13 protein-coding genes are annotated in these 14,731 nt (G+C 31.0%); all 13 read left to right on the top strand.

Annotated features, from left to right (window positions below):
- The first annotated feature begins 3 nt into the window (after positions 1-3).
- The 13 genes from mraY to rfbD all read left to right on the top strand — a co-directional run bounded on the left by mraY (position 4) and on the right by rfbD (position 14,721).
- Positions 4-1,227, top strand: a complete 1,224-nt coding sequence (gene mraY, locus ETU08_RS04725; protein ID WP_146261869.1) for a phospho-N-acetylmuramoyl-pentapeptide-transferase — start codon at positions 4-6, stop codon at positions 1,225-1,227.
- 3 nt (positions 1,228-1,230) lie between these two features.
- Positions 1,231-2,565 (top strand): UDP-N-acetylmuramoyl-L-alanine--D-glutamate ligase, encoded by a 1,335-nt coding sequence (murD, locus tag ETU08_RS04720; protein WP_146261868.1) that lies wholly within the window; start codon positions 1,231-1,233, stop codon positions 2,563-2,565.
- Between the two features lie 8 nt (positions 2,566-2,573).
- The gene (locus tag ETU08_RS04715) at positions 2,574-3,761 is read left to right on the top strand and encodes an FtsW/RodA/SpoVE family cell cycle protein (RefSeq protein WP_146261867.1); all 1,188 of its coding nucleotides are present in this window, start codon (positions 2,574-2,576) and stop codon (positions 3,759-3,761) included.
- Positions 3,748-4,854, top strand: a complete 1,107-nt coding sequence (murG, locus tag ETU08_RS04710; protein ID WP_146261866.1) for an undecaprenyldiphospho-muramoylpentapeptide beta-N-acetylglucosaminyltransferase — start codon at positions 3,748-3,750, stop codon at positions 4,852-4,854. The genes ETU08_RS04715 and murG overlap by 14 nt, the downstream gene beginning before the upstream one ends.
- A 2-nt stretch (positions 4,855-4,856) precedes the next feature.
- Positions 4,857-6,218 (top strand): UDP-N-acetylmuramate--L-alanine ligase, encoded by a 1,362-nt coding sequence (gene murC / locus ETU08_RS04705; RefSeq protein ID WP_146261865.1) that lies wholly within the window; start codon positions 4,857-4,859, stop codon positions 6,216-6,218.
- A 43-nt stretch (positions 6,219-6,261) separates the two neighbouring features.
- Entirely contained in the window at positions 6,262-6,930 is a 669-nt protein-coding gene (locus ETU08_RS04700) for a cell division protein FtsQ/DivIB (RefSeq protein ID WP_146261864.1), read from the top strand.
- A gap of 2 nt (positions 6,931-6,932) precedes the next feature.
- Positions 6,933-8,291, top strand: a complete 1,359-nt coding sequence (gene ftsA / locus ETU08_RS04695) for a cell division protein FtsA (RefSeq protein ID WP_146261863.1) — start codon at positions 6,933-6,935, stop codon at positions 8,289-8,291.
- A 13-nt stretch (positions 8,292-8,304) separates the two neighbouring features.
- Positions 8,305-10,059 (top strand): cell division protein FtsZ, encoded by a 1,755-nt coding sequence (gene ftsZ, locus ETU08_RS04690; protein ID WP_146261862.1) that lies wholly within the window; start codon positions 8,305-8,307, stop codon positions 10,057-10,059.
- A gap of 9 nt (positions 10,060-10,068) precedes the next feature.
- Positions 10,069-10,515 carry a GatB/YqeY domain-containing protein gene (locus ETU08_RS04685; RefSeq protein WP_146261861.1) on the top strand — a complete coding sequence of 149 codons (447 nt, stop codon included), beginning with the start codon at positions 10,069-10,071 and terminating at the stop codon, positions 10,513-10,515.
- Between the two features lie 88 nt (positions 10,516-10,603).
- Positions 10,604-12,733, top strand: coding sequence for a Tex family protein (locus tag ETU08_RS04680; protein ID WP_146261860.1), 2,130 nt, complete (start codon positions 10,604-10,606; stop codon positions 12,731-12,733).
- Between the two features lie 93 nt (positions 12,734-12,826).
- The gene (locus ETU08_RS04675) at positions 12,827-13,321 is read left to right on the top strand and encodes an acyl-CoA thioesterase (RefSeq protein WP_146261859.1); all 495 of its coding nucleotides are present in this window, start codon (positions 12,827-12,829) and stop codon (positions 13,319-13,321) included.
- Entirely contained in the window at positions 13,322-13,876 is a 555-nt protein-coding gene (gene rfbC, locus ETU08_RS04670) for a dTDP-4-dehydrorhamnose 3,5-epimerase (protein WP_146261858.1), read from the top strand.
- Positions 13,873-14,721, top strand: a complete 849-nt coding sequence (gene rfbD, locus ETU08_RS04665) for a dTDP-4-dehydrorhamnose reductase (protein WP_146261857.1) — start codon at positions 13,873-13,875, stop codon at positions 14,719-14,721. The genes rfbC and rfbD overlap by 4 nt, the downstream gene beginning before the upstream one ends.
- Positions 14,722-14,731: the final 10 nt, after the last annotated feature.

Raw genomic sequence — 14,731 nt, 5'->3', positions numbered from 1 at the left:
GAAATGCTTTACGATATATTTGAATATTTAAATCAACATTTCCATATACCTGGTAGTGGATTGTATAGATATATAACATTTCGCGCCTTAGCAGCCGTTTTTACCTCGTTATTTATATCCTTAATTATAGGTAAAAGAATAATTAAGATACTAAGAAGGAAACAGCTCGGAGAAACTGTTAGAGAATTAGGCTTAACAGGTCAAAAAGAAAAAGAAGGCACCCCTACAATGGGAGGAGTAATTATTATTTTAGCAACCCTAATACCGGTGTTACTATTTTGTCAATTAGAGAACATCTACGTAATAATACTAATTGTATCTACAATCTGGATGGGAATTATTGGGTTTTTAGACGATTTTTTAAAAATTCATAAAAAAAACAAAGATGGATTAAACGGGAAATTTAAAGTATTAGGTCAAGTAGGGTTAGGTGTATTTGTCGGGCTTGTTCTATATATGAATAATGATATTGTAATCAAGGAAAAAATTGAAGGATCGCACCATATAGAATTTGCAAAAGACTTTTATCCTAGCGAAAAATCATTTAAAACAACGATACCATTTTTTAAAAATAATCAATTTGACTATAGCAAGATACTAACCTGGGTAGGTGTAGAGGAAGGTGAAGCACAAAATTTAGTCTGGATAGTTTTTATCCCTATCGTAATTATTATAATCACAGCGGTCTCCAACGGAGCTAATTTAACCGATGGTATTGATGGGCTGGCAGCAGGAAGCTCCACTATTATAGTAGCAACCTTAGCACTATTCGCCTATGTTTCGGGAAATATAATGATGGCAGATTATCTTAACCTCATGTACATACCAGAATCAGGAGAAATAGTGATATTTTCAGCGGCATTTGCAGGAGCATTGATTGGATTTTTATGGTACAATACCTATCCTGCACAAGTATTTATGGGAGATACTGGAAGTCTTACCATTGGAGGTATTATAGCTGTATTAGCTATTGTTTTACGAAAAGAATTATTAATACCAGTTTTATGCGGTATATTCTTAATTGAAAATCTTTCGGTAATCATGCAAGTAAGCTATTTTAAGTATACAAAGAAAAAATACGGAGAAGGAAGAAGAATTTTTTTAATGTCTCCATTGCATCATCATTTTCAGAAAAAAGGATATCATGAAAGTAAAATTGTAACACGCTTCTGGATTATAGGTTTTATGTTAGCCATAGTATGTATAATAACTCTTAAAATAAGATAGCTTATGGAAAGGTTGGTAGTAATAGGTGGAGGAGAAAGTGGAGTTGGTGCTTCAATTTTAGCACAGAAGCAAGGATTTGAGGTTTTCCTTACCGACTTAGGGGAAATCAAACCAGAATATAAGATGGTATTGAACCAAAAGCAAATTTCCTATGAAGAAAAAAAACACAGTGAGGAGAAAATATTAAATGCAGATTGGATCATCAAAAGTCCGGGCATATCTAAAAATTCGGCATTAATTAAGAAAATAAAGGAAAAAAATATTAAAATATCGTCAGAAATTGAGTTTGCATCTCAATATACAGGAGCAAAACTAATTGCGATTACCGGTTCCAATGGGAAAACAACCACAACCTCATTGGCTTATCATATTTTTAAAAATGCTGGATACAATGTTGGATTGGCAGGAAATATAGGGAAAAGTTTTGCTTGGCAGGTGTCAGAGGAAAATTTTGATTACTACATCTTGGAAATAAGTAGTTTTCAATTGGATGATATTCAAAATTTTAAGCCACATATATCAATGATTTTGAATTTAAGTCCTGATCATTTAGATGAATACGGATATAATTATCAAAATTATATAGATGCAAAATTTAAAATTACAAAAAATCAAGATCCACAAGATTATTTTATATACAATGAGGATGATAAAATGATACTGGAATGGTTTAATAAAAATAACACGGAAGCAAATCGATTCCCCTTTTCTTTAAAAAGCGAAGTAAAAAACGGAGCTTACATGGATGGGAATAATATAAAAATACAAGTAAATTCAGAAAGATTAGAGATGAAAATTAATGAATTAGCACTATCAGGAAAACATAATGTAGCCAATTCCATGGCAGCAGGAATTGCAGGCAAGTTATCTAAAATTAAAAGTGAAGTTATAAAACAAAGTTTAGCAGATTTTGAGGCAGTAGAACATAGGTTAGAATTTACATATAAAATCAACGGAATAAGTTTTATAAATGACAGCAAAGCCACAAACGTGAATTCTGTTTATTATGCTTTAGAAACCATGAATTCACCAGTTATTTGGATAGTAGGAGGAAAGGATAAAGGAAATGATTACACAGAGCTAATACCCTTTGTGGAGCAAAAAGTTAAAGCCATCGTATGTCTGGGGTTAGATAACACTAAAATAATTGAAACTTTTAAAGATATAGTTTCCGAAATTGTAGAAACACAATCAATGAAAGACGCGGTGCAAGCAGCTTATTCTTTAGGGAAAAAAGATGATGTAGTTTTACTTTCTCCTGCTTGTGCAAGTTTTGACTTATTTAAAAATTATGAAGATAGAGGGAATCAATTTAAAGAAGAAGTAAAAAAACTATAATTCATAGAATGCTGAGACTGAAACAATATTTTAAAGGAGATTCAACGTTGTGGGCAGCGATAATACTTATATCGCTTACCTCGTTTCTTCCAGTTTATTCAGCAAGCTCAAACTTACAATATGTAGTTGGACAAGGATCCGTATTGGAACACTTTGCCAAACATGCAGGATTTATTATTGTAGGAATAGGGATAGTATTTATATTTCAAAAATTTGATTATAAATATTTTGGAGGATTTTCAAAATTACTACTTCCAATAGTAATATTTTTATTGGTGTTAACATTAATGCAGAGTAATAACATTGAAGGCGCCAATGCTTCTCGATGGTTGAAATTGCCAGGAGTGCCTTTTTCCTTTCAAACATCCACGTTTGCCTCTTTAGTGCTTAACGTTTATATAGCAAGATATTTAGATAGAAACAGAAATTCTTTCATAACATTTAACAATAGCTTTGTATCAATATTATTACCTATATTTTTAATAGTGGGATTAATTTTTCCAGCAAATGGTTCCACCGGGCTTATTATATTTTTTATGGCTCTAGCACTATTATTTATAGGCGGTTATCCCATAAAGATTATAGGATCAATATTAGGAATAGGAATAATTACGATAACCTTATTTATTTTTATAGTAATGAAATTTCCAGATGCTTTTACAAGCAATCGAGTACACACTTGGATAAGTAGAGTTGATAATTTCTTAGGAGAAGAACATGAAGAAAGCTATCAAGTACAACAAGCAAAAGCCGCCATAGTACAAGGAGGAATGAACCCAAGAGGTCCAGGGAAAAGCGCATTAAAACAAACATTACCACAATCCTCCTCAGATTTTATATTTGCCATTATCGTTGAAGAATATGGGTATGCAGGAGTTTTTATATGTTTTTTTCTATATATATTAATACTCTGGAGAATTATAGTAATAGCAACAAGAATTGAAAATACCTTTGGGTCTTTACTTGTAGTAGGAGTAGGCTTACCCGTAATATTTCAAGCTTTTGCAAATATGGCAGTAGCAGTTAATTTAATTCCCGTAACGGGACAACCGTTACCCATACTAAGCTATGGAGGAACGTCCATGTGGGTTACGTATATGGCTTTAGGAATTATAATAAGTGTAAGTAGAGGTATTCCTAATAAAGAGAATCAAAATAACAGTAAACTAGAAAAAGAAAATTATGAAATCGCCTAAGTTTTTAATAAGTGGAGGAGGAACTGGCGGACATATTTTTCCCGCTATAGCTATTGCAGACGAAATTAAGCGTAGAATTCCTCATGCAGAATTCTTATTTATAGGAGCACAAGACAAAATGGAGATGGAAAAAGTTCCACAAGCAGGTTATAAAATTGAAGGTTTATGGATCTCAGGATTATCCCGATCTTCCCTGTTAGCTAATCTTTCTTTTCCTATTAAACTCATCTCAAGCTTAATAAAAGCAAAGAAAATCATACGAACATTTAAACCGGATGCAGCTATTGGAACAGGAGGATTCGCTTCGGGACCAGCTTTATTTACAGCTGTAAATGCTGGAGTTCCTATTTTTTTACAAGAGCAGAATTCATTTGCAGGAATAACAAATAAAAAGTTGGCAGCTAAATCCAAAAGGATTTTTGTAGCTTATGAAGGTATGGATAAATTTTTCCCTAATAATAGAATTTGTTTAACAGGTAATCCCGTAAGAAAATCTCTTTTTACAAATAAAATTTCACAAAAGGAAGCCAAAGAAAAATTAGGATTGAATACTGAAAAGTTAACGATACTTTCAATTGGAGGTTCTCTAGGCTCCAGAACTATAAATAATTTTTGGAAACAAAAGGCAAACGAAGTAATAAATTTAGGTGCACAGATTTTATGGCAGGTAGGTAAGTCTGATTTTTCATCTCTAGATATAGAAAATAATTTTAACAATAAAGAAATACATTGTACAGAATTTATTAAAGAAATGGAAATTGCCTATGCTGCGGCAGATATAATTGTATCCAGAGCAGGAGCTATAGCAATTTCAGAATTGTGTTTAGCAGGAAAGCCAACCATATTAATTCCATTTCCATTTGCAGCAGACGATCATCAAACTAAAAATGCTGAACAATTGGTTAAAAAAGAAGCTGCTATAAAAGTCAATGATAGAGATGTCTCACAGGAGTTATTACCAAAAATTGAAAATTTAATTAATAATCAGGAATTAAGAGAAAGCTTAAGTTTAAATATTAGAAAATTGGCAAAGCCTAATGCAACGGAAGAAATAGTAGATCAAATACTAACAGAAATAAATTTAGATTTTTAATAATGAAAGATATTCATACATATAAAAATTTTTATTTTCTTGGAATAGGAGGTATAGGAATGAGCGCACTTGCAAGATACTTTAACTTTTCAGGAGCTAAAGTATGGGGCTATGATCAGACACAGACTCAATTAACCATAAAGTTAGAAGAAGAGAATATTTCAATTATATATGATGATAATCCTGAATTGTTACCTGAAAATATTAATAAGGAAGAAACATTAATCATTTACACACCAGCTATACCTAATCATTTAAAAATTAAGAATTATTTTATAGAAGAAGGTTATACTATTTTAAAACGATCCAAAGTTTTAGGAGAAATTACTCGTTTTACACAATGTTTAGCAATTGCTGGAACTCATGGAAAGACAACAACAAGTACACTGTTAGGACATTTGTGTAAATATGCTAATCTAAAAGCAACCGCTTTTTTAGGAGGAATATCCGCCAACTACAAAACAAATTTTATATTTAACGGTAATCAAATATCAGTAGTAGAAGCAGATGAATACGATCGTTCCTTTTTAGCATTGTCTCCTAATATGGCTGCGATAACCTCTACGGATGCAGATCACTTAGACATCTATAATGATTCCAGTCATTTAGTAGATACTTTTAATGAATTTGCGAAATTGATTCCAGAAGAAGGTTTCTTGTTAGTAAAAAAAGGATTACCCATAAATGTAAAGCATTTTACGTATTCAGCAACAGAAAAAGCAGATTATTATGCAGAAAATATACAGATAGAGAACCATACATTTACATTTGATCTGGTAACCCCTGATTTGAATATTGAAGGGTTAATTCTACCCATACCAGGAAAACATAACATAGAAAATGCGATAGCAGCTTTAGGAATAGGCTTGAAAATGGGTATTTCACCAAGTGTGTTAAGAAAAGCTTTAGCAGAATTCAAAGGAGTAGCTAGAAGATTTACCCATCATACATTTAAAAATGGTAAAATTTATATAGATGATTATGCACACCATCCATCGGAATTAAATGCAACTATAGAGACTATTAGATCCCTATATCCAGGGAAGAATTTACTTACAGTATTTCAGCCCCATCTATTTACAAGAACAAGAGATTTTGCAAATGATTTTGCTAAAAGCTTGGAACAAACAGATCAATTATTAATATTAGATATATATCCTGCAAGAGAATTGCCTATTGAAGGTGTAAGTTCTGAGTGGTTAAATAAAAAAATACAATTAAATAAAAAGCAAGTTAGCACACTAGACAAGGCATTAGATATAATCAAAGAAAAAGATTTTGATATACTGTTAACTGTAGGAGCTGGAAATATAGATATACTTTATCAACCCTTATTACAATGGTTAAATGAAGCTGAAATATAGATTAATAAAAATATTGTTTTTAATCCTCTCGCTGTTTTTTTTAATGAATTTCGCAATAAAAAGACACGATAATAGAGATATAAATGAGATTAATATCCAAATTGATAATTCAGATCGAATTCAATTTATAACTAAGGATATGGTTAAACAAATAGTTGATCAATCCTCACATAATGGAATTCAAGCAAATAAGATTAAAGATATAAATACCATAAAAACAGAAGAAAGTTTAAATGCCAATCCATTTATATTGAAAAATAATGTGTACATAGATTTAAATGGTGAAATAAATATTCATGTGGTTCAAAAACAACCAATTGCTAGAATTAAGACAAATAAGGATGAATTTTATTTGGATAATTACGGAAATAGCTTTCCGTTATCTAAAAATTTTTCTTTACCTTGTTTATTAGTTAATGGAGAAATACAAGAAGATGAATATGAAGGGATTGCTAATTTAGTTCAGGTTATTTGTAAGGACAATTTATTGAAAAATCACATTGTAGGAATTGAAAAGGTGAAAAAAGATTTGTATCATTTAATCCTTAATGTTCCAGATTGCTACATTGAATACGGAAAAATTGAAAATAATAAACAAAAGTTAACCAATTTAAAGGAATTCTATACAAAATATTTAGATTACGTAGGGTTTAGTACCTATAAAAAAATAAGTTTAATGTATGATAATCAAATTGTTGCAACAAAAAGATGAGTATGGATACGAATAAAATTGCAGTAGGTTTAGATATAGGTACAACAAAAATTGTAGCTATTGTTGGGCAAAAGAATGAGCATGGAAAACTAGAGATTTTAGGAATGGGAAGATCTAAAAGTCTAGGCGTTCATCGTGGAGTTGTTAATAACATAACTCAAACCATTGAATCAATAAAAAAAGCAGTAAGCGAAGCTGAAAAAGCATCTAATTATAAGATCACAGATGTAACGGTTGGTATTGCGGGTCAACATATAAGAAGCTTACAACATAGCGATTATATATCACGTTCAAATTTTGAAGATGTAATTGATGATGTAGACATTGATAAATTAAAAGATCAAGTTCATAAGCTGGTAATGTTGCCGGGGGAGGAAATTATTCATGTATTACCACAAGAATACAAAGTTGATTCACAATCAGAAATAATAGAGCCAAGAGGATTTCATGGAAGTCGTCTTGAAGCGAATTTTCATGTTGTGATAGGGCAAATATCTTTAATGAGGAATATTGCAAGATGCGTTAAGGAAGCCGGACTTAATTTAATTGGGATCACATTAGAGCCCTTAGCCTCTTCAGATGCAGTATTAAGTCAAGAAGAAAAAGAGGCAGGAGTTGCATTAATAGATGTTGGAGGAGGAACTACAGATATAGCTGTTTTTAAAGATAATATAATAAGGCATACAGCCGTTATACCCTTTGGAGGCAATGTAATAACAGATGATATTAAAACCGGTTGTTCAATCATTGAACGTCAAGCAGAAATACTTAAAGTTAAGTATGGATCTGCTTGGCCATCTGAAAATAAAGAAATTGAAGTAATTAGCATTCCAGGACTCCATGGGAGAGAGCCTAAGGAAATTACAGTAAAAAAACTTTCTCAAATTATCCATGCAAGGGTTGAAGAAATTATTTCTTTATCATATTTAGAACTTAGGAATTATGGATGTGAGGAACAAAAGAAAAAGTTAATAGCAGGAATAGTAATGACTGGAGGAGGTTCTAAATTGAAACATCTAAGACAATTAACGGAATATACAACAGGCATGGATGTACGTATAGGTTATTGTAACGAGCATTTGGCCAGTGGTCAGCCTAAAGAATTAGCGAGCCCGGAATATGCAACGGCTATAGGACTTTTAATGACAGGTTTAAACAATTTAGAAAATTATAAGAATAAATTTAATTATACCCAAGAAAAAGAAATTCAACCGAAAGTTGAAATAAAAAAAGAAAGTGTAGAAACAGAGAAAAAAATAAAAGAAATTTCTCAAAAAGAAGAAAAGAAAAAAGAAAAAAAGAAGTCCATATTTTCAACCTTTCAAGAGAAATTTATAAAATATATTAACGATACTGAATAAATAAAAGAATCAAATGGAGAATAACGATAGCAAAAAATTATTTTTTGAATTACCAAAAAACAGACCTTCTGCTATTAAAGTAATTGGAGTTGGTGGAGGAGGAAATAATGCCGTAGGATATATGTATGACCAAGGAATTACAGGAGTAGATTTTATTATATGTAACACAGATGCTCAAGCGCTGATAAATAACCCTATCCCGAATAAAATTCAATTGGGTACAACCATTACCGAAGGATTAGGAGCAGGAGCAAACCCAGAAGTGGGTGAACAAGCCGCTCTAGAAAGTGTGGACGATATCAAGAATGCCTTAGGTGAACAAACCAAAATGGTATTTGTAACAGCTGGAATGGGAGGAGGAACCGGTACGGGTGCCGCACCTATTATTGCAGGCATTGCTAAAGAAATGGGTATTTTGACAGTAGGAATAGTTACTATACCATTTTCTTTTGAAGGAAAAAGTAGATTAGAGCAAGCCGAAAAAGGATTAGAAAAAATACGAAAATCAGTAGATTCCCTAATTGTAGTAAAAAATGATAAATTGAGAGAACTATATGGGAATTTAGGTTATAGATCAGGATTTTCCAAATCGAATGAAGTACTAAGTACCGCCGCTAAAGGAATAGCAGAAGTAATTACCAAAAACTATTCAATAAATATAGATTTAAGGGATGCAAAGACTGTTCTAGCCAATAGTGGAACAGCGATTATGGGTTCAGCCATTGCATCAGGACCTAACAAAGCTCAAGAAGCAATTATGACGGCCCTAGATTCTCCATTATTAAACGATAATAAAATTACAGGAGCAAAAAATGTTTTACTATTAATTGTTTCAGGAGAAGATGAAATAACTGTAGATGAGATAGGAATTATAAATGATCATATTCAATCAGAAGCAGGAAATAATACCAATATTATTATGGGTATTGGTGAAGATGAAAATTTAGGAGACAATATTAGTGTTACAGTTATAGCCACAGGATTTCCCGTAGATGATGAAAGAAATAGCGGAAAAGAAAAAGAAAGAATTATTCATACATTAACGGATGATGGTTTACAAGATAGAGTATTTAATATATCTAAAAAAAATGATATAAAAATTCAACAAGAAAAGACCGATGAAGAACCTAGAATAAAATCCTATATTTACGAAAATGAAACATTGAATACAAACAATGATCCGTTCGTTCAAAAAATTATCACATTAGAGGAAGAAGAAGAACTAACATCTTTTGGAATATCCAATAAGCCAGAAATAATTGCACCTACATACTCTTCAGATAGTGATATTAGAATAATAAGTAAAGATGAAAGTAAATTGAGAGAAGATTTAAAACAAATTAAGTCTATAAACAAGGAGCAAACGAACATACAGGAAACTAAAACCAATAATTCATTTGGAAATCAGTCAACCATATTTACGTTAGACGAAGTAGAAAATTTTGCTCAAAAAATAGAAAGTACGAACGAAGGAATATCTTCTTTAGTTGAAACGAATACCATTGAAAATGAAGATAATTCTTTAGCGGAATTAATGGACAAGAAAATTCAAGAAAGAAGAGCAAGATTAAAAAAATTAAATAGTAAATTTCAAGGATTAAACAAGCAAAATGTAGATGAAGTTGAACGAGTTCCAGCGTATTTGAGACAAGGAATTAATTTAGATAATAGAATAGAATCAGAAGATGAATCAGAGATTTATTTTAATAAAAGCTCAAATGAAATAAAGATTCGTCCAAACAATTTTTTCCATGACAATGTAGATTAAATAAAAAATATGAGTTTAGAAACTAAGATTATGGATGCAATGAAAGCAGCCATGAAAGAAAAAGATAAAGTTGCATTAGAATCACTAAGAGCTATAAAGTCACAACTATTACTTTTAAAAACTGGAGGAGGAGATGGAGAAGTAACCGAAGAGCAAGAAGTACTCTTATTACAAAGATTAGTGAAGCAAAGAAAGGAAGCCTACGAACAATTCGTAGCCAATAATAGACAAGAACTGGCAGATAATGAGATAGCACAAGCAAAAGTTATAGAGCAATTTTTACCTGAACAATTAACGCCTGAAGAATTAGAAAATGAAATTCAGGCAATTATTGAAGAAGTAGGAGCAAAAGATATCAAAGACCTAGGCAAAGTAATGGGAGTAGCCTCCAAAAAATTACAAGGTAAAGCAGAAGGAAAACTAATCTCTCAAACTGTCAAAAATTTATTAGCTTAAAATAAGTTGAACGTTTAATTAAAAAAAGAGCTACTTACTTTAAGTAAGCTCTTTTTTTAATTATATATCTATATAATTTATAACTCAAATGAATAAAATTTCCTTCATACAGAAAAAAACAGAACTGCCCACAAAAGGAATTGAAAATACATTAAGATTACTTGATGAGGAGGCTACCATTCCTTTTATTTCAAGATATAGAAAGGAAATGACAGGGAATTTAGATGAAGTACAAATCCAGAAAATTGCTAAGTTAAAAACAGAATTTGAAGACATACAAAAGAGGAAAGAAAGTATCTTAAAGAATATTGATGAACAAGGAGCTTTAAAGCAAGAACTAAATGATAAAATTGTAAACTGTTACGATTTAACCCTTTTAGAAGATTATTATCTTCCTTATAAAAAGAAGAGAAAAACAAGAGCCTCAGTAGCTAAAGAGCAAGGGTTAGAGCCTTTAGCTAAGATTTTAATGAAGCAAAATCCTATAACAGATTTAGAAATTTTAGCCAATAAATATATAAATAAAGAGCTTAACGATGTAGAGAAAGTATTGCAAGGAGCAAGAGATATTATGGCAGAATGGATGAACGAAAATGAGATAATACGTGCACAATTAAGAAAACTTTATAAACAAACGGCAATAATTGAATCTGCGATTGTTAAAAATAAAGAAAACGAAGAAGAAGCAAAGAAATATCTAAATTATTTTGAATTTTCAGAACCATTAAAGAGATCTCCTTCTCACCGTATATTAGCAATGATGAGAGGAGAAAATGAAGGTTTTTTAAGAGTTAAAATAAAAGTTGATAAAGAGCAGGCAATAGAAATTATAGAGAGAAATATTCTAAAGACCAATCAAAAAGAAATAAGTAAACAAATTAACTTAGCCATTAAGGATTCATTTTCACGATTGTTAGAACCAGCACTAAGCAATGAAATTTTGCAAGAAGCTAAAGTGCAAGCAGATAAGGTTTCAATACAAGTTTTCTCAGCCAATTTGCAACAACTTTTGTTACAACCACCATTGGGAGAAAAAAGAATTTTAGCTATAGACCCCGGATACAAATCCGGATGTAAGATCGTTTGTTTAAGTGAACAAGGAGAACTTTTACATAACGATACTGTTTATCCACATGCCCCACAAAAAGAAATCAAAGAGTCTATAAAAAAAATTAAGTCTCTCATTAACGCTTACAAAATTGAAGCAATTTCAATTGGAAATGGAACAGCATCCAGAGAAACCGAACGTTTAATTCAATCCATAGCTTTTGATCGTCCTTTAAAAGTATTTGTAGTAAATGAAGCCGGAGCTTCAGTCTATTCCGCATCCAAATTAGCGAGAGAGGAATTCCCCAATTATGATGTAACGGTTCGAGGTGCTGTGTCTATAGGAAGAAGATTGTCAGATCCATTGGCAGAGCTTGTTAAAATTGATCCTAAATCTATAGGTGTAGGACAATATCAACATGACGTAGATCAAACATTGTTAAAAAATGAGTTAGATATAGTTGTTATGTCTTGCGTAAACAATGTAGGAGTAAACTTAAACACTGCTAGTAAATCGTTACTTTCCTATGTATCCGGAATAGGTGAAAAGTTAGCTGAAAATATCATAAAATATAGAACGGAAAAAGGATTGTTTACTCAAAGAGAAGAATTAAAAAAAATCCCTCGTTTAGGAGACAAGGCGTTTCAACAATCTTCTGCTTTTTTAAGAATACCAAATGCAAAAAATCCTTTAGATAACTCAGCCGTACATCCCGAAAGTTATCCTATTGTAGAACAAATGGCTAAAGATTTAGGTCTGAAAGTAGAGAATTTAGTTTGCAATTCAGAAGAAATAAAAAAAATAAAATTAGATAGCTATATAACTTCAGAAGTAGGCTTACCAACTTTAAAAGATATTATCAAAGAATTAGAAAAGCCAGGATTAGATCCCCGAAAAAAATCACAAATTTTCACTTTTGACTCAACATTAAAAACCATAGAAGATCTAAAAATAGGTATGAAAGTACCGGGTATAATCAATAATATAACAAATTTTGGATGTTTTGTAGATATAGGAATTAAAGAAAGTGGGTTGGTCCATATCTCTAAAGTTGCCAAGGAATTTGTTACAGACATTAATACGGTGGTTCATCTTAATCAAACAGTGGAAGTGAAAATAATTGAAGTAGATATAGATAGAAAAAGAATTCAGCTATCCATGATTGATTAAAAAAATAGTGAAAGATTAAATTACCAATGCAAACCCATAGAATATAAAAATCAATTCAATAAAAACAATTACCTTTGTATAAATTTTACAATTATGTTGGTGAAAGAACCTGAATCGATTCATAAAATTAGATTTATGGATTGTGATCCTATTGGGCATTTATCAAATATACGTTATTTTGATTATATGCTTAATGCAAGAGAAGATCACTGTTTAGAAAATTATCAAATAGATAATTATGAACAGTCCAAAAAAACAGGTTGTTTGTGGGTAGTTTTACAAAATCAAATTGCTTATATCAAGGAGGTTAAATTTAACCAGCAGATAAAGATAACGAGTAAAATCATTAAGTTTTCAGACAAAACGAATACAGTGGAAATTTTAATGTATGACAAAGAAAAAAAAATGATTCATGCTGTGTTATGGTTAACATTAATCTATTTTAATCTAAAAACCAGAAAATCTGAAGAACAACCCCACAATATTATAAATCTATTTGAAGATTTAAAGGTAAATATACCTGAAGATTCTTTCGAAAATAGAGTAAGCGCATTTCATAATAAAAACAAAGAAATTCAAACAATATAAATGAAAGTAGTTGAAACTGAATTAAAAGGTTGTTTTATTATTGAACCTAAGGTTTATGAGGACTCTAGAGGTTTTTTTATGGAAACATATAATTTAAAATCTTTTCAAGAACAAATCGGATATAAACCAGAATTTGTTCAAGACAACCTCTCTAAATCAAGTTTTGGAGTGATTAGAGGATTGCATCAGCAACTTCCACCGTTCGCACAAGCGAAACTAGTATATGTATTAGAAGGGAAAGTTTTAGATGTAGCCGTAGATGTTCGTGAAAATTCAGAAACGTACGGTCAGCATATTGCAGTTGAACTATCTTCAGAAAATAAAAAGCAACTGTTTATTCCCAAAGGATTTTTGCATGGATTTTCTGTGCTATCTGAAACAGTTATATTTGCCTATAAATGTGAAGGTTTTTACAATAAAGAAAGTGAATTTGGTATAAATCCTCTTGATGAAACCTTAAATATTAATTGGGGTATTGAGAAAGGAAAAGAAATTCTTTCTGAGAAAGATAGAAATGCTATATCTTTTAATCAATTAAAGAATAGGGACTTATGAAAAGAATTTTAGTTACCGGAGGAGATGGGCAATTAGGAATGTCTTTAAGACAAAAAATAAAGGAAAAACCTCCAATCGATTGTACTTTTGTTTTTACAGATGTTCAGGAATTAGATATTATGGATGAAATGTTTGTGAAAACATATTTCTATTCCAATAAATTTGATTACATAGTAAATTGTGCGGCTTATACAGCAGTAGATAAAGCAGAGAATGATAAAGAAATAGCTGAAAAACTCAATACCTATGCGGTAAAATATTTAGCAAAAGCAAGTGCATCTCAAAAAGCCACATTGATACAGATTTCTACTGATTATGTGTTTTCAGGAGAAGAATCAACTCCAAGAAAAGAAGATGACCCAGTTTCTCCTTTAGGTGTTTATGGGTTAACTAAATTGGAAGGTGAAAAGATGGCTCAAAAATATAATTCCAAGCATTATATTTTAAGAACTGCTTGGTTATATTCTCCGTATGGTCACAATTTTGTGAAAACAATGTTGAATTTATTTGATCAAAAAAAAGAGATAAGTGTAGTTAACGATCAAATAGGTTCCCCTACCAATGCGCTAGATTTAGCTGAAACTATTCTTACCATCATACAAAATGATATAGAAGCCTATGGGATTTATCATTATTCTAACGAAGGAGAATGTAGTTGGTTTCAGTTTGCAGATGAAATAAAAAAAATAAGCAATTCTCAAATTAGTATTCTGCCAGTTTCTACAGATGAATATAAAACTATTGCAAAAAGACCCAAATATAGTTTGCTAGATAAAACAAAAATTAAGACTACTTTTGGCGTTTCAATCCCCAATTGGAAAGAGAGTTTAAAGAATTATTTTTGATTGATATTTT

The sequence above is a fragment of the Apibacter muscae genome (assembly GCF_007845635.1).
Lineage (GTDB): Bacteria > Bacteroidota > Bacteroidia > Flavobacteriales > Weeksellaceae > Apibacter > Apibacter muscae.
Note: the sequence above shows the minus strand (reverse complement) of the source record. Positions and strands in the feature narration are given on the sequence as shown.